Source organism: Mesorhizobium sp. NPDC059054, from assembly GCF_042739215.1.
In the GTDB taxonomy this organism is placed as follows: domain Bacteria; phylum Pseudomonadota; class Alphaproteobacteria; order Rhizobiales; family Rhizobiaceae; genus Mesorhizobium.
Map to the genome: position 1 here is coordinate 634,928 of NZ_JBHYHV010000001.1, position 13,203 is coordinate 648,130.

At 60.8% G+C, this 13,203-nt stretch carries 12 protein-coding genes; 6 read left to right on the forward strand and 6 right to left on the reverse strand.

Features of this window, described 5'->3' with window-relative positions:
- The first annotated feature begins 129 nt into the window (after positions 1 to 129).
- On the forward strand, positions 130 to 1,644 hold the full coding sequence (locus ACFWXH_RS03005) for a helicase HerA-like C-terminal domain-containing protein (protein WP_054308888.1): 1,515 nt from the start codon (positions 130 to 132) through the stop codon (positions 1,642 to 1,644).
- A gap of 101 nt (positions 1,645 to 1,745) precedes the next feature.
- Here ACFWXH_RS03005 and ACFWXH_RS03010 read toward each other — a convergent pair whose 3' ends face one another.
- Positions 1,746 to 2,567, reverse strand: a complete 822-nt coding sequence (locus ACFWXH_RS03010) for a L,D-transpeptidase (RefSeq protein ID WP_379118936.1) — start codon at positions 2,565 to 2,567, stop codon at positions 1,746 to 1,748.
- 413 nt (positions 2,568 to 2,980) lie between these two features.
- Here ACFWXH_RS03010 and ACFWXH_RS03015 point away from each other — a divergent pair, with 413 nt between their 5' ends.
- From ACFWXH_RS03015 to ACFWXH_RS03030, 4 genes are all read left to right on the forward strand, one after another.
- Positions 2,981 to 3,859, forward strand: a complete 879-nt coding sequence (locus ACFWXH_RS03015; RefSeq protein ID WP_379118938.1) for a branched-chain amino acid aminotransferase — start codon at positions 2,981 to 2,983, stop codon at positions 3,857 to 3,859.
- Positions 3,860 to 4,071: 212 nt separating this feature from the next.
- A complete protein-coding gene (locus ACFWXH_RS03020) occupies positions 4,072 to 4,668 on the forward strand; it encodes a superoxide dismutase (protein WP_054308885.1) in 597 nt (198 codons plus the stop codon).
- Between the two features lie 203 nt (positions 4,669 to 4,871).
- On the forward strand, positions 4,872 to 5,309 hold the full coding sequence (locus ACFWXH_RS03025; protein ID WP_379117399.1) for a c-type cytochrome: 438 nt from the start codon (positions 4,872 to 4,874) through the stop codon (positions 5,307 to 5,309).
- 10 nt (positions 5,310 to 5,319) lie between these two features.
- Positions 5,320 to 6,261, forward strand: a complete 942-nt coding sequence (locus tag ACFWXH_RS03030; protein ID WP_379117401.1) for a c-type cytochrome — start codon at positions 5,320 to 5,322, stop codon at positions 6,259 to 6,261.
- An 82-nt stretch (positions 6,262 to 6,343) separates the two neighbouring features.
- Here ACFWXH_RS03030 and ACFWXH_RS03035 read toward each other — a convergent pair whose 3' ends face one another.
- Genes ACFWXH_RS03035 through ACFWXH_RS03045 form a run of 3 tightly spaced genes read right to left on the reverse strand, consistent with a single transcriptional unit; the run spans position 6,344 to position 10,753 of the window.
- Positions 6,344 to 7,558 (reverse strand): MFS transporter, encoded by a 1,215-nt coding sequence (locus ACFWXH_RS03035; protein WP_379117403.1) that lies wholly within the window; start codon positions 7,556 to 7,558, stop codon positions 6,344 to 6,346.
- 59 nt (positions 7,559 to 7,617) lie between these two features.
- Positions 7,618 to 8,604, reverse strand: a complete 987-nt coding sequence (locus tag ACFWXH_RS03040; protein WP_054308881.1) for an AraC family transcriptional regulator — start codon at positions 8,602 to 8,604, stop codon at positions 7,618 to 7,620.
- A 43-nt stretch (positions 8,605 to 8,647) separates the two neighbouring features.
- Positions 8,648 to 10,753 (reverse strand): S9 family peptidase, encoded by a 2,106-nt coding sequence (locus ACFWXH_RS03045; RefSeq protein ID WP_379117405.1) that lies wholly within the window; start codon positions 10,751 to 10,753, stop codon positions 8,648 to 8,650.
- 413 nt (positions 10,754 to 11,166) lie between these two features.
- Here ACFWXH_RS03045 and ACFWXH_RS03050 point away from each other — a divergent pair, with 413 nt between their 5' ends.
- Complete coding sequence (locus ACFWXH_RS03050) at positions 11,167 to 11,592, forward strand: MucR family transcriptional regulator (protein WP_054308879.1); 426 nt, start codon at positions 11,167 to 11,169, stop codon at positions 11,590 to 11,592.
- A gap of 184 nt (positions 11,593 to 11,776) precedes the next feature.
- Here the strand turns inward: ACFWXH_RS03050 and ACFWXH_RS03055 are convergent, their stop codons facing one another.
- Positions 11,777 to 12,205 carry a SufE family protein gene (locus ACFWXH_RS03055; RefSeq protein ID WP_379117407.1) on the reverse strand — a complete coding sequence of 143 codons (429 nt, stop codon included), beginning with the start codon at positions 12,203 to 12,205 and terminating at the stop codon, positions 11,777 to 11,779.
- Positions 12,206 to 12,332: 127 nt separating this feature from the next.
- Positions 12,333 to 12,704 carry a DUF5330 domain-containing protein gene (locus ACFWXH_RS03060; protein ID WP_054309441.1) on the reverse strand — a complete coding sequence of 124 codons (372 nt, stop codon included), beginning with the start codon at positions 12,702 to 12,704 and terminating at the stop codon, positions 12,333 to 12,335.
- Positions 12,705 to 13,203: the final 499 nt, after the last annotated feature.

The window sequence follows — 13,203 nt, forward strand, 5'->3', positions numbered from 1 at the left end:
AAGTCCATTGCCGCGCATCGCAATGTCGCAACGAGGTCACTAACGTCTTTGAATTTGATGGTCGCGTTACTATACCTGCGATGGGACGGGTTTGTGACGATTTGCACAGCGGCTTTGCGGAGACGAGACATGGCTGACGAGACGAGTATCTTCCTGGGCGCCAGCCGCAAGCCGGACGATAGTTACCAGGAGCCGGAAAGCCTGCTGTTGCGCTACGGCAACCGCCATGGGCTGGTCACCGGAGCCACCGGCACCGGCAAGACGGTGACGCTGCAGATCATGGCTGAAGGTTTCTCCAATGCTGGTGTGCCGGTGTTCTGCGCCGACATCAAGGGCGACCTCTCCGGTATTGCGGCTGTGGGCGAGGCCAAGGACTTCCTGGTCAAGCGTGCCAAGGACGTGAAACTCGACCCGTATGAATTCCAGGAATTCCCCGTCATCTTCTGGGATCTGTTCGGCGAGCAGGGTCACCCCATACGCGCCACGGTGTCCGAAATGGGCCCCTTGCTTCTCTCGCGACTGATGAACCTCTCCGAAGCACAGGAAGGCGTGATGAACATCGCCTTCCGTATCGCTGACGAAGAGGGCTTGCTGCTTCTCGACATGAAGGACCTGCAGGCACTGCTCGCCAACATAGCCGAGCGTGCCAGCGAGATCGCCGCGCGCTTCGGCAACGTCACCAAGCTGTCGGTCGGCGCCATCCAGCGCTCGCTGCTCATCCTGGAGCAGCAGGGCGGTGCCAATTTCTTCGGCGAGCCGGCGCTGCGCATCGCCGACATCATGCGCACCACGCGCGACGGCCGCGGCGCCGTCAACGTGCTTGCCGCTGACAAGCTGATGGGCAATCCGCGTCTCTACGCAACCTTCCTGCTCTGGCTGATGTCGGAACTGTTCGAGCAGCTTCCCGAAATCGGCGATCCCGACAAACCTAAGCTCGTCTTCTTCTTCGACGAAGCGCATCTTCTGTTCGACGATGCGCCGAAGGCACTGATCGACCGCGTCGAGCAGGTGGTGCGGTTGATCCGCTCCAAGGGCGTCGGTGTCTACTTCGTCACCCAGAACCCGCTCGATGTGCCGGAGACGGTACTTGCCCAGCTTGGCAACCGCGTACAGCATGCGCTGCGCGCCTATACGCCGCGCGAGCAGAAAGCAGTGAAGACGGCTGCCGAGACCTTCCGCCCCAATCCCGATTTCGACTGCGCCAAGGCGATCACCCAGCTCGGTACCGGCGAGGCGTTGGTCTCGACGCTTGAGGAAAAGGGTGCGCCGTCCATGGTTCAGCGCACGCTGATCCGCCCGCCGTCCTCCAGACTTGGCCCGATCACCGCAGACGAGCGCCGCAGGCTGATCGCCGAAAGCCCTGTCGCCGGCCAATATGACGAAACGGTCGACCGGGAATCCGCCTTCGAAATGCTGCAGAAGAAGGCAGCCGAGGCACAGGCACCACAAAGCGAGGGATCCGGCTGGACATTGCCGGATTTCGGTGGCGGTAGCCGTCAACCCTCCGGCAGACAGCGTGCCCCACGGCCGTCGAACCGCCAGACCGTCACGGAAGCCGCGATCAAGTCGGTGGTGCGTTCGGTCGGCTCTTCGCTCGGCCGCGCCATCGTGCGCGGGATTCTCGGCAGTTTCTCGCGGCGGTGATCCGTCCGAACCATGAGACGAAAAAGCCGCCGTCCCGTCAGGATGGCGGCTTTTTCAAAGACTATTCCAAATCGCGTTGAATAGAGCGTCCTGGATTTGCTCTAGAACCATGAACGGCCGGCAGGACCGATCAGCCGCGCTTCTGGCACGCCCTCGTCGATCGGAATGCCCTGTTCGTCGGGGGCGGTTGGCGCAACCGGCCGGCCAGCGACGTCGGTGACGATCACCGTGGCGCCGTTCTTGACGCGGTCGTAGAGGTCGATGACATCCTGGTTCATCAGGCGCACGCAACCCGAGGAAACAGACTTGCCGATGGAACTCCATTCCGGCGAGCCGTGCAGACGGTAGAGCGTGTCTTCGCCATTCTGGAACAGATAGAGCGCGCGCGCGCCAAGCGGGTTCTTCAGGCCGGGCGGCATGCCGCCATTGTCGGCACTGAATTTCCTCAGTTCCGGCTGGCGCTTGATCATTTCTTCAGGCGGCGTCCATTTCGGCCATTTGCGCTTCCACTGCATGACCGCGGCGCCCGACCAGGCAAAGCCGGCGCGGCCGAGACCGACGCCGTAGCGCAGTGCGCGACCGCCCGGCAGCACGAAGTAGAGGAAGTGGGTGGAGGTTTCGACCACGACGGTGCCCGGCTTCTCCCCGGTAGGGTCGGGGACCACCTGGCGCAGGAACTGCTGGTCGATCTTGCGGTAGGGGATAGCCGGGATTTCGTAATTCTCGTCTACCACCGGGCCGTACATGATCGCATAGTCCGGCAGTATCGGATCCGGCGGGGGAGGAGGTGCGACCGGCGTGACCGGTGGCGGTTCCTGCGAAACGGTGGTGCAGGCTGCGAGCGCCACCGACGCGGCGCCGACCAGGGCGGTGTTCAAAAAACCGCGACGGGTCATCGAGAGGGCGGGTGGCGTCTTGATCATGATGGCCTTGGAATAGTTCGATATGTCGAAGAAAGCGTGAACGGGCGAAAGCCCGCATGGTTGCTTCCCCATTGAGTTGGCGCGATAGGCGTTTCTGAATCGGGCGGCAAGGTGGACAAAAAGAGGCGAGGCGGTGACGGGCGGGCGACTGTTGCCGATCGGCAACGGCATTTTGGGGGCTTTCGCCGGAGTGCAAGTGGATTCGCAACAGTTCCGAACGCGCCATGGCTTGCAGGGGCTGACATTCGCTCCTCTCCCGGGCCTTCCGATCACATCTGCGTGACGATGCAAGTGACCGCCTGAGCTGCCGCTCTGATGCTGGCCTTAGCAAATCCGAGCGATGCCGGTTGACTGGGCCATTGCCGTGCGCCCAATCTCCACAGCCTCATTGCGGCAAGAAATGGAACATGACGATGACTTTAGCGACAGCAGCGCTTTCAACCACATGGACCTTCGTCGATGGTGACTGGCATGAGGGCAATGTGGCGCTTGTCGGTCCACGCAGTCATGTGTTCTGGCTGGCATCCAGCGTATTCGACGGCGCACGCTGGTTCGAGGGGGTTGCGCCCGATCTCGACCGTCATGCTGCCCGGGTCAACGCATCGGCCATTTCGCTCGGGCTGAGGCCTGTGAAAACGCCCGAGGAAATCATCGGCCTCACCTGGGACGGGCTGAAGAAGTTCGACGGCAAGACCGCTGTCTATATCCGACCGATGTATTGGGCCGAACATGGCGGTTACATGGGCGTGCCTGCGGACCCGGAATCGACGCGGTTCTGCCTGTGTCTTTATGAAGCACCGATGCTGCCGCCGGCCGGATTTTCGATAGGCGTGTCGTCCTTTAGGCGGCCGTCGCTGGAAACCATGCCGACGGATGCCAAGGCGGGCTGCCTTTACCCCAACAATGGCCGCTCCATCCTGGAGGCCAAGGCGCGCGGCTTCGACAATGCATTGGTGCTGGATATGCTTGGCAATGTCGCCGAGACCGGCTCGTCCAATGTCTTCATGGTCAAGGACGGCCACATCTACACGCCGGCCGCCAACGGCACTTTCCTTTCGGGCATCACGCGGGCACGCACCATCAGGCTGCTCGCCGACTATGGCTTCCGCACCACCGAAAAGACGCTGACGGTGAAGGATTTCCGCGAGGCGGACGAGATTTTCTCGACGGGGAACCACTCGAAAGTGGTGCCGATCACCCGGATCGAGGATCGTGACCTGCAGCCGGGTCCGGTCGCCAAGAAGGCGCGCGAGCTTTATTGGGACTGGGCCCATTCGACATCGGTGAATTGAGAGCCCAATGCGCGTCGTGATCTTGCAGATTCGCTCCTTGCGCATCAGGGCTTCGATTTTGCGCATGTCGTTATCGCAAAACCGCTACACAGTTTGGCGCGACATGCTTTAGAAGATGGCCGGCGCTCCGTTTTTCGGAGTTGTCGCTGCCCGATCCAACCCTATCTTACTTCGGTATCGACACTGATTTTTTGCCACAAGGGAGTTTATCCATGGCCTTCGAATTGCCCGCCCTGCCTTACGATTATGAGGCACTTCAGCCCTTCATGTCGAAGGAGACGCTGGAATATCATCACGACAAGCACCACAAGGCCTATGTCGACAACGGCAACAAGCTGGCTGCAGAGGCCGGTCTCGACAATCTGTCGCTCGAAGAAGTGGTGAAGCAGTCGTTCGGCAAGAATGCCGGTCTCTTCAACAATGCGGCCCAGCATTACAACCACGTCCACTTCTGGAAGTGGATGAAGAAGGGCGGTGGCGGTAACAAGCTGCCCGGCGCGCTGCAGAAGGCTGTCGACAGCGATCTCGGCGGCTACGACAAGTTCAAGGCAGACTTCATTGCCGCCGGCACCACGCAGTTCGGCTCCGGCTGGGCCTGGGTTTCGGTCAAGAACGGCAAGCTCGAGATTTCCAAGACCCCGAACGGCGAAAACCCGCTGGTGCATGGCGCGACCCCGATCCTCGGCGTCGACGTGTGGGAGCACTCCTACTACATCGACTATCGCAACGCCCGCCCGAAATATCTCGAGGCGTTTGTCGACAGCCTGATCAACTGGGATTACGTGCTGGAACTCTACGAAAAGGCCTGAGACAGCCCTTTTTCTTCGGAAAAGCCCTGCTTCGGTGGGGCTTTTTCTTTTTGAAATCAGTGTATTTGAGCTGTTCCTTGCAGAGGCGCGAGCCCGTTCACCGGAAGTTCACGACGCCGGTGGTGGATATTCGGGAATTTTTACGCCACCTTGGCCGTTGTCCGCAGGCATATGCCTCACTCTTCAATCACGGAGCCCACGGAATGAGAAAGCTAGTCCTCGCCATCTCAATGCTCGCCTTCGCTGGTTCGGCAGCATTTGCCGACCCGATCGCCGACCGCGAGGCCTCGATGAAGGAGCGCGGCAAGATCGTCGGCGGTCTTTCCAAGGTCATCAAGGGCGAGGCGGCTTTTGACGCCGCTGCGGTACTGGAGCAGTTGAAGGCGCTTGAAGCCAATGCCGACAAATTCGACGTGGCCGCGCTGTTTCCAGCCGGAAGCGATCAGGGCAAGACCGAGGCTTCACCGAAGATCTGGGAAGACATGGCCGGCTTCAAGGCCGCCGAAGACAAGTATCTGGGCGACGTCAAGGCCGCTGTTGCGGCGGCGCCCGCCAGTGTCGACGCGCTGAAAGAAAGCTTCGGCAAGGTGGCGGCCAATTGCGGCGCCTGCCACAAGGCCTATCGTCTGAAGAAGAGCTGAGGAAGCATCGGTGTTGGGAAAGATAGCCAGCGCTGTCGTGGCGCTGGCTGCCATCGTGGCAGGCACCGGCTGGTGGCTGTCCGAACCGGTTCGATTGACGGCCGGCGATGTGTTGGAACTTGGCCCGGGCGACGCCACGCGCGGCCAGCGCATCTTCTATGCCGGCGGCTGCACCTCCTGCCATGCCCGGCCGAAGGCGGAAGGCGACGCCAGGCTGGAACTTGTCGGCGGGCTCGAACTGAAAACCGAATTCGGCACCTTCGTTGCGCCGAACATCTCGCAGGACAGGGCCGACGGCATCGGCGGCTGGTCGATGGAAGACTTTGCCAACGCGATGATGCGCGGCGTCTCGCCGGCGGGTGAGCATCTGTATCCGGCCTTTCCTTATACGTCTTACGCTCGCATGAAGTTGTCGGACGTAGCCGATCTCTATGCCTTCCTGAAAACCTTGCCGGCGGTGCCGGGCAAAGCGGCTGCCCCGTCGCTCTCCTTCCCCTTCAATATCCGGCGCGGCATTGGATTGTGGAAGCAGCTTTATCTGGACAGCAGCCCGGTGGTTGCGCTTGCCACCGACGCGCCGGCTGACGTTCTCGCCGGGCGCTATCTGGTCGAGGGACCCGGCCACTGCGGCGAATGTCACACTCCGCGCGCCATGTTTGGGGGGGCGAAGAAGGGTGAATGGCTGGCCGGCGCAAAGGCGGCCGAAGGTGACGGCATCGTGCCGAATATCACCGGTGGCGAAGGCGGCATCGGCGACTGGTCGGCAGCCGATATCGCCAACTATCTCGAAACCGGTTTCACGCCGGAATTCGATTCCGCCGGCGGCGCCATGGCCGACGTGCAACAGAATATGGCGCAGCTCACACCCGAAGACCGCGCGGCGATCGCCGCCTATCTCAAGGCGATCCCGGCGCATAAGGACGGATACCACGCGACGAAACCGCAGGGTTAGAAGCCTTCGACGGCGCTCCCGAGGAAGAAGTTCGCGCCAGCAGTTGCCCCGCCATTATGCGCCGGCGGGGCAAGGCAAGGTTTCATCCGCGCGGCTGCAGTAGCGCCAGGACCGCCGTTACCGCTGCGAGAATGGCGGTAAGGGTCAAAGGCGCCGATGCGCCGTAAGTGTCCACGATATAGCCGCCGACAACCGCGCCGGTGGTGATGGCGACCTGAAAGGAGACGACCATCAGGCTGCCGGAGGCCTCCAGCGCGTCGGGCGCCGCGCGCGACAGATTGGTTGGCAATACGACCGGCGCCATGCCGAAGGCGAAGCCCCAAAGCGTGACGAAACCGAAGGCGATGCCGATATGCGCGCCCCATAACACCAGCACGAGCGCGGCGAGCCCCATCAGGATCGAGGTGGTAACCAGAGCCATGCGGATATTGGCGTCCGCCATGCGCCCGCCGGCAATGTTGCCGACCACGGCGGCGATGCCAAATCCGAGCAGCGCCAGTGCGATCGGGCCTGTGCCGAGCAGTGTCACCTTTTCAAGAAACGGGCGCACATAGACCGAACCCGCGAAATGCCCGGTCATCAGCACGAGGATGGCCAGCATGCCGAACTGGATGCCGCGCCGGCGCGTCAGCCGAAGCACGTCGGCCAGGCTGTTGCTCGCGGCCGCCGGCAAGGTCGGCAGGCTGATGAACTGCAGCAGCATGGCAAGCGCGGCGAGCGCCGCCGTCATCGCCATGGCGACACGCCAACCCAGCCAGTCGCTGATCAGCGCGCCGAGCGACGGCGCTGCGATGGTGGCCAGCGAGACGCCGAGGGTGACGATGGCCATGCCCCGGCCAGTCGCGTTAGCGCCAACCAGCCGCGCCACGACCGCGACCGACAGCGCCCAGAAGGCGCTGATCGAGATGCCCAACCCGGCGCGACCCAGCAGCAGCAGCCAGAAGTCCGTTGCCAGAGCCGAAAGAATGTTGGAGCCGATCGCCAGTGCGCTGAGGCCAATCAGCACCGTCTTGCGGTTCAATTTGCCGATGAGAACGTTGCTCAGCAGCGCCGCCACGGCGCCCACCGAGGCGGTGGCGGTGACGACCTGCCCGGCCGTTCCCTCGCTGATACCCAGATCGCGCGCCATTGGTGTCAAAAGGCCCGCCGGCAGGAATTCAGCCGATACCAGCGCGAAGCTGGTGGCGGCCATCGACAGAACTGCAAGCCAGGTCGTGGCGCTCCAGGACGTTTCGTCCGACGCGTCCGGTTCGTTATCTATCGCGGCGCGATCAAGCGATAGGGTTGTGTCCGTCATATGAAGGTCTCCAAGGTTTGGAGATCTTCATAAACACGCTTTATAGGATGATCTGTACCTTAAAATCCGAATTCCATGTCCATTCGTCCGGAAATTGTGCGTCGCACAACGCCAGGCGAGACGTTGGTAATGCGTTTGAACGCGCGCGCGAAGGAAGCTTCCGACTCATAGCCCAAGCGGGTGGCGACTTCGGCGACCGAAAGATCGCCCTGTCCTAGCAGTTCCTTCGCTAGCTGCATGCGCAGGCGAGCCAGATAGTGCGCCGCGCCTTCGCCGAGGATGGCGCTGAAGCGCTCCGCGAAAACCGAGCGCGATTGGCCAGCCAGGCCCGCGAGACTTTCCAGGGTCCAGTTATGGCCGGGGTCGCGGTGCATCGCCACGAGCACTCGTCCGATATGGGGGTCGCGAATGGCCGCGAGCCAACCGGTGGTCGAGCTGTCATGGCATTTGACCCAGCAGCGTATCAGCCGGGCGGTAAGCAGGTCGGCCATGCGCGACAATATGGTGGCGCCGCCCATCTTGGGGTGGCATGCCTCCTGTGCCATGGCCTCCAGCAAGGGACTGACGATCGGGTCGTTGGCGGCCACGTCGCAGCCTTTGATAATTACGGGCATCAGGCTGATCAGCGGGTGCAGGGCATAGGCTCCCAACGCCATCGAGCCACAAAACAACACGCTGGCGGCACCTTCGCCCTGCTGCACCACTTCACAGACATTGCCGCCATGCTTGGTTACCTCGCAACTCGTCATGCAGTCGCCAGTAACTTCCGGCGAACTGGCCAGGCGGTGCTCGACGCCTTGTGGCAGCAGCACGAGATCGCCCGCGCGTAGCTCCTGCCAGCCCTTGGCCTCGGTGTGTACCCAGCACGGCCCGTCGCTGACAAAGTGAAATCGCAGCAAAGGTTGCTGGGGAAAGGTGATGCTCCATGGATGGCGGAGCTCGCAACGGCCATAGCTGACGCCGCTCAGCCGAAAATCCTGGAGGATTTGGCTGAGCGCGTCTGTCGGGACAGGTGGCGGCGACGATTTGGACGAATAGTGAAGCATTTAGCTATTCTATGTGCCGGCCGTCCGAGTGGCAAGCCGGCTGCTACGCGATCTGCTTGCCCGTTACCTTCAGCGCGAACGCGTAGTTCAGCGCGACCTCCTCCAGCCGCGAGAAGCGGCCCGAGGCGCCCGCATGCCCCGAATCCATGTTGATCTTGAATAGAACCGGACTATCGCCGCTTTTCAGTTCACGCAGCTTCGCCGCCCATTTCGCCGGCTCCCAATAGGTCACGCGTGGGTCGGTAAGGCCAGCGACGGCTAGGATCGGCGGATAGTCCAAATTGCCGACCTTGTCATAGGGCGAATAGGCCGCGATTGTCTTGTAGTCTGCTTCCGAAGCAATCGGATTGCCCCATTCCGGCCATTCAGGCGGCGTCAGAGGCAAGGTCTCGTCGAGCATGGTGGTCAAAACATCGACGAACGGCACCTCGGCTATGATTCCGCCGAAAGCCTCCGGCGCCATATTCGCGATCGCCCCCATCAGCATGCCGCCGGCAGAACCGCCCTGCGCCACGATGCGATCGTGGCTGGTATAGCGTTCGGCTGTCAGATGCCGGGCGACGGCGATGAAGTCCTTGAAGGTGTTCTTCTTGTTGGCGCGCTTGCCATCTTCGTACCAGGCGTAGCCCTTGTCCTTGCCGCCGCGGATATGGGCGATCGCATAGACGAAGCCGCGATCGACCAGTGACAGGCAGTTGGTGTTGAACGAAGCCGGGATGGTGATGCCGTAGGAGCCGTAGCCGTAAAGCAGGCAGGGCGCCGAGCCGTCGATTGCGGTGTCGCGATGGTGGATCAGCGACACTGGAACCAGTTCGCCGTCATGCGAAGGCGCCATCAGCCGACGTGTGACGTAGTGGCTGGCGTCATGCCCGGACGGTACTTCCTGGGTTTTCAGAAGCGTGCGCTGCCTTGTGCGCATGTCGTAGTCGAACACCTGTGCCGGCGTCGTCATCGATGAATAGGAAAACCGCATCACGTCGGTGTCATATTCATAGGAGCCCGAGAGACCGAGTGAGAAGGCTTCTTCGGCGAAGGAAATCAGATGTTCCTCGCCGCTTGCCCGCTCGCGCACGACGATGCGTGGCAGCCCGTCCTTGCGTTCCAGCCGTACCAGATAATCCTTGAAGCCGACGACGGAGAGGATCAGCCGCCCTGGTTCATGCGGGACGACTTCCTTCCAGTTCGTCCTGACGGGATCATGCGCAGGGGCGGCCATGATCTTGAAATCCTTGGCGCCGTCGGCATTGGTCAGGATGAAGAAGACATCGCCGCCTTCCTCCAGATCGTATTGCAGCCCGATTTCACGAGCGGCCACCAGCTTCGGTTCTGCTGTCGGATCGTTGGCGGGCAGCAGCCTGTATTCCGATGTCTCGTGATCGTTGATGCCGATCATGATCCATTCGTTGCTGCGCGTTCCGCCGACATTCATGAAGAAACCAGGATCCTGTTCTTCATAGACAAGCCGATCTTCTTGTTCGTCGCTGCCGATTGCATGGTAGAAAGTCTTGGAAGGGCGATGGTTGGCATCCAGCCTTGTATAGAAGAAGCCGCTATTGTCCTTTGACCAGACGCCGCCACCGCCGGTATCCGCGATACGATCGGCAAGGTCCTTGCCCGTGGCGATGTCGCGTACAAGCAGTGTGTGGAATTCCGAGCCCTTGTCGTCGAAGGACCAGAGCAATTTCTCGTGATCCGACGAGTGGTCGACGCCGCCGAGGCGGAAATAGGCCTTGCCCTCGGCTTCCAGATCGCCATCGAGCAGGATCTGCTGTTCGCCGCCGTCTCTCGGCATCCGGAAATAGCGCGGTTGCTCGCCGCCGAGTTTGAACGAGGACCCATAGGCGAATGGCCCGTCCTTCATCGGTACGGAGGAATCGTCTTCCTTGATGCGCCCTTTCATCTCGGCAAACAGCACCTTCTGCAGCTCGACCGTGTCCGCCATCAGCGTTGACTGATAGGTGTTCTCGGACTCCAGATGGGTCCGGATCTCGGGCGCGAGTACCGACGGATCCTTGAAAACCTCCTGCCAGTTGTCCGCTCTCAACCAGGCGTAATCGTCTGTTCGGGTAATGCCGTGGTGGGTATCGGAACGGGGCTGTTTTTTCGCCTGCGGTGCCTCGGCCGGTGGGAAGATCGCTTTTCGGGTCATCCGTGTCTCATGCTGTGGAATCCAAATTTGACTGAACACGCTGGCTGCCTTCCGTTCAAGGGGGCGCGCGCTTTGATCCGCGATGGTGGCGTAGGGCGCTGTTGCGGCCAAGGACGTCAGGCTGTCCAAGAACCTTTCGGGCAACACTTTGGAAATAGTTCAAGAAATTCTGCAGGAGTGTCGTTGATTAGGCCTAAGGGAGAATGGGAAATGTGTACGTAGTACGAAAAATATCCATTCGTCCAAGAATATTTGATTGATTAGTATTAATATAGTCAGAGGATGAATTGACTTACTTGCCCATGAAGTCCATTAAGGCTGCGTGACACGACTCATGGGCGCGCCCTGTGGAGAATCGTGCGATGCCCTCTGAAGAATGGGCAAGACTTAACTCTCGTTGGGACCAGAACGATATGGATATTGCCGAAACGCCCCCTAGAAATAGCGATATGCTGATCGAACTTACCGCGGACGTCGTTGCCGCCTATGTCAGCAACAATCCTGTTCCTGTTGGTGAACTGCCTAATCTGATCGCCGATGTTCACGCTGCCCTGGGCAGGGTGGGAGGAACGGTGGAACAGCCACCTGCCGACAAGCAGAAGCCGGCCGTCAATCCAAAGCGTTCGGTCCACGACGAGTATATCGTCTGCCTCGAGGACGGCAAGAAGTTCAAGTCGCTCAAGCGCCATCTGATGACCCACTATGGGCTCACCCCGGACCAATACCGTGAGAAGTGGGGCCTGGATGCCAGCTATCCGATGGTAGCGCCGAACTACGCGGCCGCTCGTTCGCAGCTTGCCAAGAAGATGGGCCTGGGTCGCAAGCGCAAGGGGCGCTGAGGTCCATCCGAAGTATCCTGGGGGTATACTTCGAAACGGTATTTTCGAACGGCGCCTTTGGGCGCCGTTTTGCTTTTTGTTTGCTCTCTTCTCGCGCAAGCGCTCAATTCGCCTGCAGTCCGCGTCTCGCCTTGGAGAAGCCGGACTTTGAGAGCGGAGCGGATTGCGTGATCCGAAGGGAAGTTCAGGCAGCCTGTGTCAGTGCCGCTTCGGCGTCATGCTTGATGCGCTTGACCATCGACCGCAGGCCGTTGGCGCGCTGCGGCGAAAGGTGTTCGTCCAGCCCCAGCGCTTTCAGCGTGGCCTCAGCGTCGGTCCTGACGATTTCGCTGGAGGGGCGGCCCGAAAACAGCGCCAGCATGATTGCGACCAGTCCGCGCACGATGTGCGCGTCGGAATCACCCTGGAACGTCAGGATAGGGTCCGCACCGCCGCTGCGTTCGGTTGTCAGCCAGACCTGGCTGACACAGCCCGGCACCTTGTTGGCGGGCACGCGCGCACTTTCGGGGAATTCGGCCAGGGATTCGCCCAGTTCGATAACGTAACGATAGCGGTCCTCCCACTCGTCGAGCAGGGAGAAGTCGTCGCGGATGGCGTCGATCGTCGTGGTCATGTTGGCGATATAGTCACGACACCCAACACAGTCACGGAAAAAAGAAAAACCGCAGATGCCGAGAGGGAGGCGCCTGCGGTGATGCCGATGGTCGGCAAGGGAATGTTGGAGACCGGGCGTATCGTGATCAGCTGTTCGGATCGGGGCGGGCCGACGGCGTCGGGATCACGCTCCCCGTAATGGTGGTCCGGTCAGTGGCGGGAACGGTCTCGGCTGGTCGCGCCACCTGCTCGGCAGGCTGCTCATCGAGCATATCGGCGGCGATACGGGCGGTTTCCTTGGCGCGTACGCCGATGGTGTGCATGGCGGCTTTGCCGGTTTCGCAGACGTCGGGCTTGCGCTCGCACATGCCGGCGAGGTCGCCGACGGCGTCGCGCGCGGCCAGCAATGCCTGGATGGGATTGACGCTCTCGCGGCCCTGTTCATCCGAACCGATGCTGAAAGGCAATACGAGCAGTACCAGTGAGAACCAGAAAGCGGCTCTGAGCAGGAAGAACATGATGTGACCCTCTCTCGTTGCGACCGGATCGCGCATCCTTGTGCCGCGATCTCGTTTGTTGAGATTGATCCTGACACAGTCACACAAAGGACGGCTTGCAGCCTAACCGAGAATTTTCTTCAAATTTTAGACGATCGGGTAAGGAATGATTTTTGATTTGGGCAGCGCCAAATTGGGAGCGTTTCCATTAGGGCGGTAGTAACCACCTAACTCTCTGTCTTTATTCGTCTTTTTTGGCATCATTCCCGGGTGGTGCGAAAATAGCCATGGGACCGGCAAACTGGCCCGGCTAACCGCGTGTTTACCATGACCGCAATCGGCTGGGCACGACGGCTGCTCGATGCCGATATTCGCCGTCGAGATGTCGTCGTCAGGCTCCGTTTTATTCATTCCTTAAACGCTGGATGCGAGTTTCAAACCAACCAAAAGTGATCTGCAAAGCAGACAGTCGAGAGTGCGTTGCGTTGAATTCGATTGCGACCCGATATGCTGACTTGCC

Coding starts and splice junctions, on each gene's coding strand:
- ACFWXH_RS03045 (WP_379117405.1), bottom strand. CDS start 10,753: ATGACCCGAAAAGCGATCTTCCCACCGGCCGAGGCACCGCAGGCGAAA.
- ACFWXH_RS03010 (WP_379118936.1), bottom strand. CDS start 2,567: ATGATCAAGACGCCACCCGCCCTCTCGATGACCCGTCGCGGTTTTTTG.
- ACFWXH_RS03005 (WP_054308888.1), top strand. CDS start 130: ATGGCTGACGAGACGAGTATCTTCCTGGGCGCCAGCCGCAAGCCGGAC.
- ACFWXH_RS03020 (WP_054308885.1), top strand. CDS start 4,072: ATGGCCTTCGAATTGCCCGCCCTGCCTTACGATTATGAGGCACTTCAG.
- ACFWXH_RS03035 (WP_379117403.1), bottom strand. CDS start 7,558: ATGACGGACACAACCCTATCGCTTGATCGCGCCGCGATAGATAACGAA.
- ACFWXH_RS03025 (WP_379117399.1), top strand. CDS start 4,872: ATGAGAAAGCTAGTCCTCGCCATCTCAATGCTCGCCTTCGCTGGTTCG.
- ACFWXH_RS03050 (WP_054308879.1), top strand. CDS start 11,167: ATGGATATTGCCGAAACGCCCCCTAGAAATAGCGATATGCTGATCGAA.
- ACFWXH_RS03060 (WP_054309441.1), bottom strand. CDS start 12,704: ATGTTCTTCCTGCTCAGAGCCGCTTTCTGGTTCTCACTGGTACTGCTC.
- ACFWXH_RS03015 (WP_379118938.1), top strand. CDS start 2,981: ATGACTTTAGCGACAGCAGCGCTTTCAACCACATGGACCTTCGTCGAT.
- ACFWXH_RS03040 (WP_054308881.1), bottom strand. CDS start 8,604: ATGCTTCACTATTCGTCCAAATCGTCGCCGCCACCTGTCCCGACAGAC.
- ACFWXH_RS03055 (WP_379117407.1), bottom strand. CDS start 12,205: ATGACCACGACGATCGACGCCATCCGCGACGACTTCTCCCTGCTCGAC.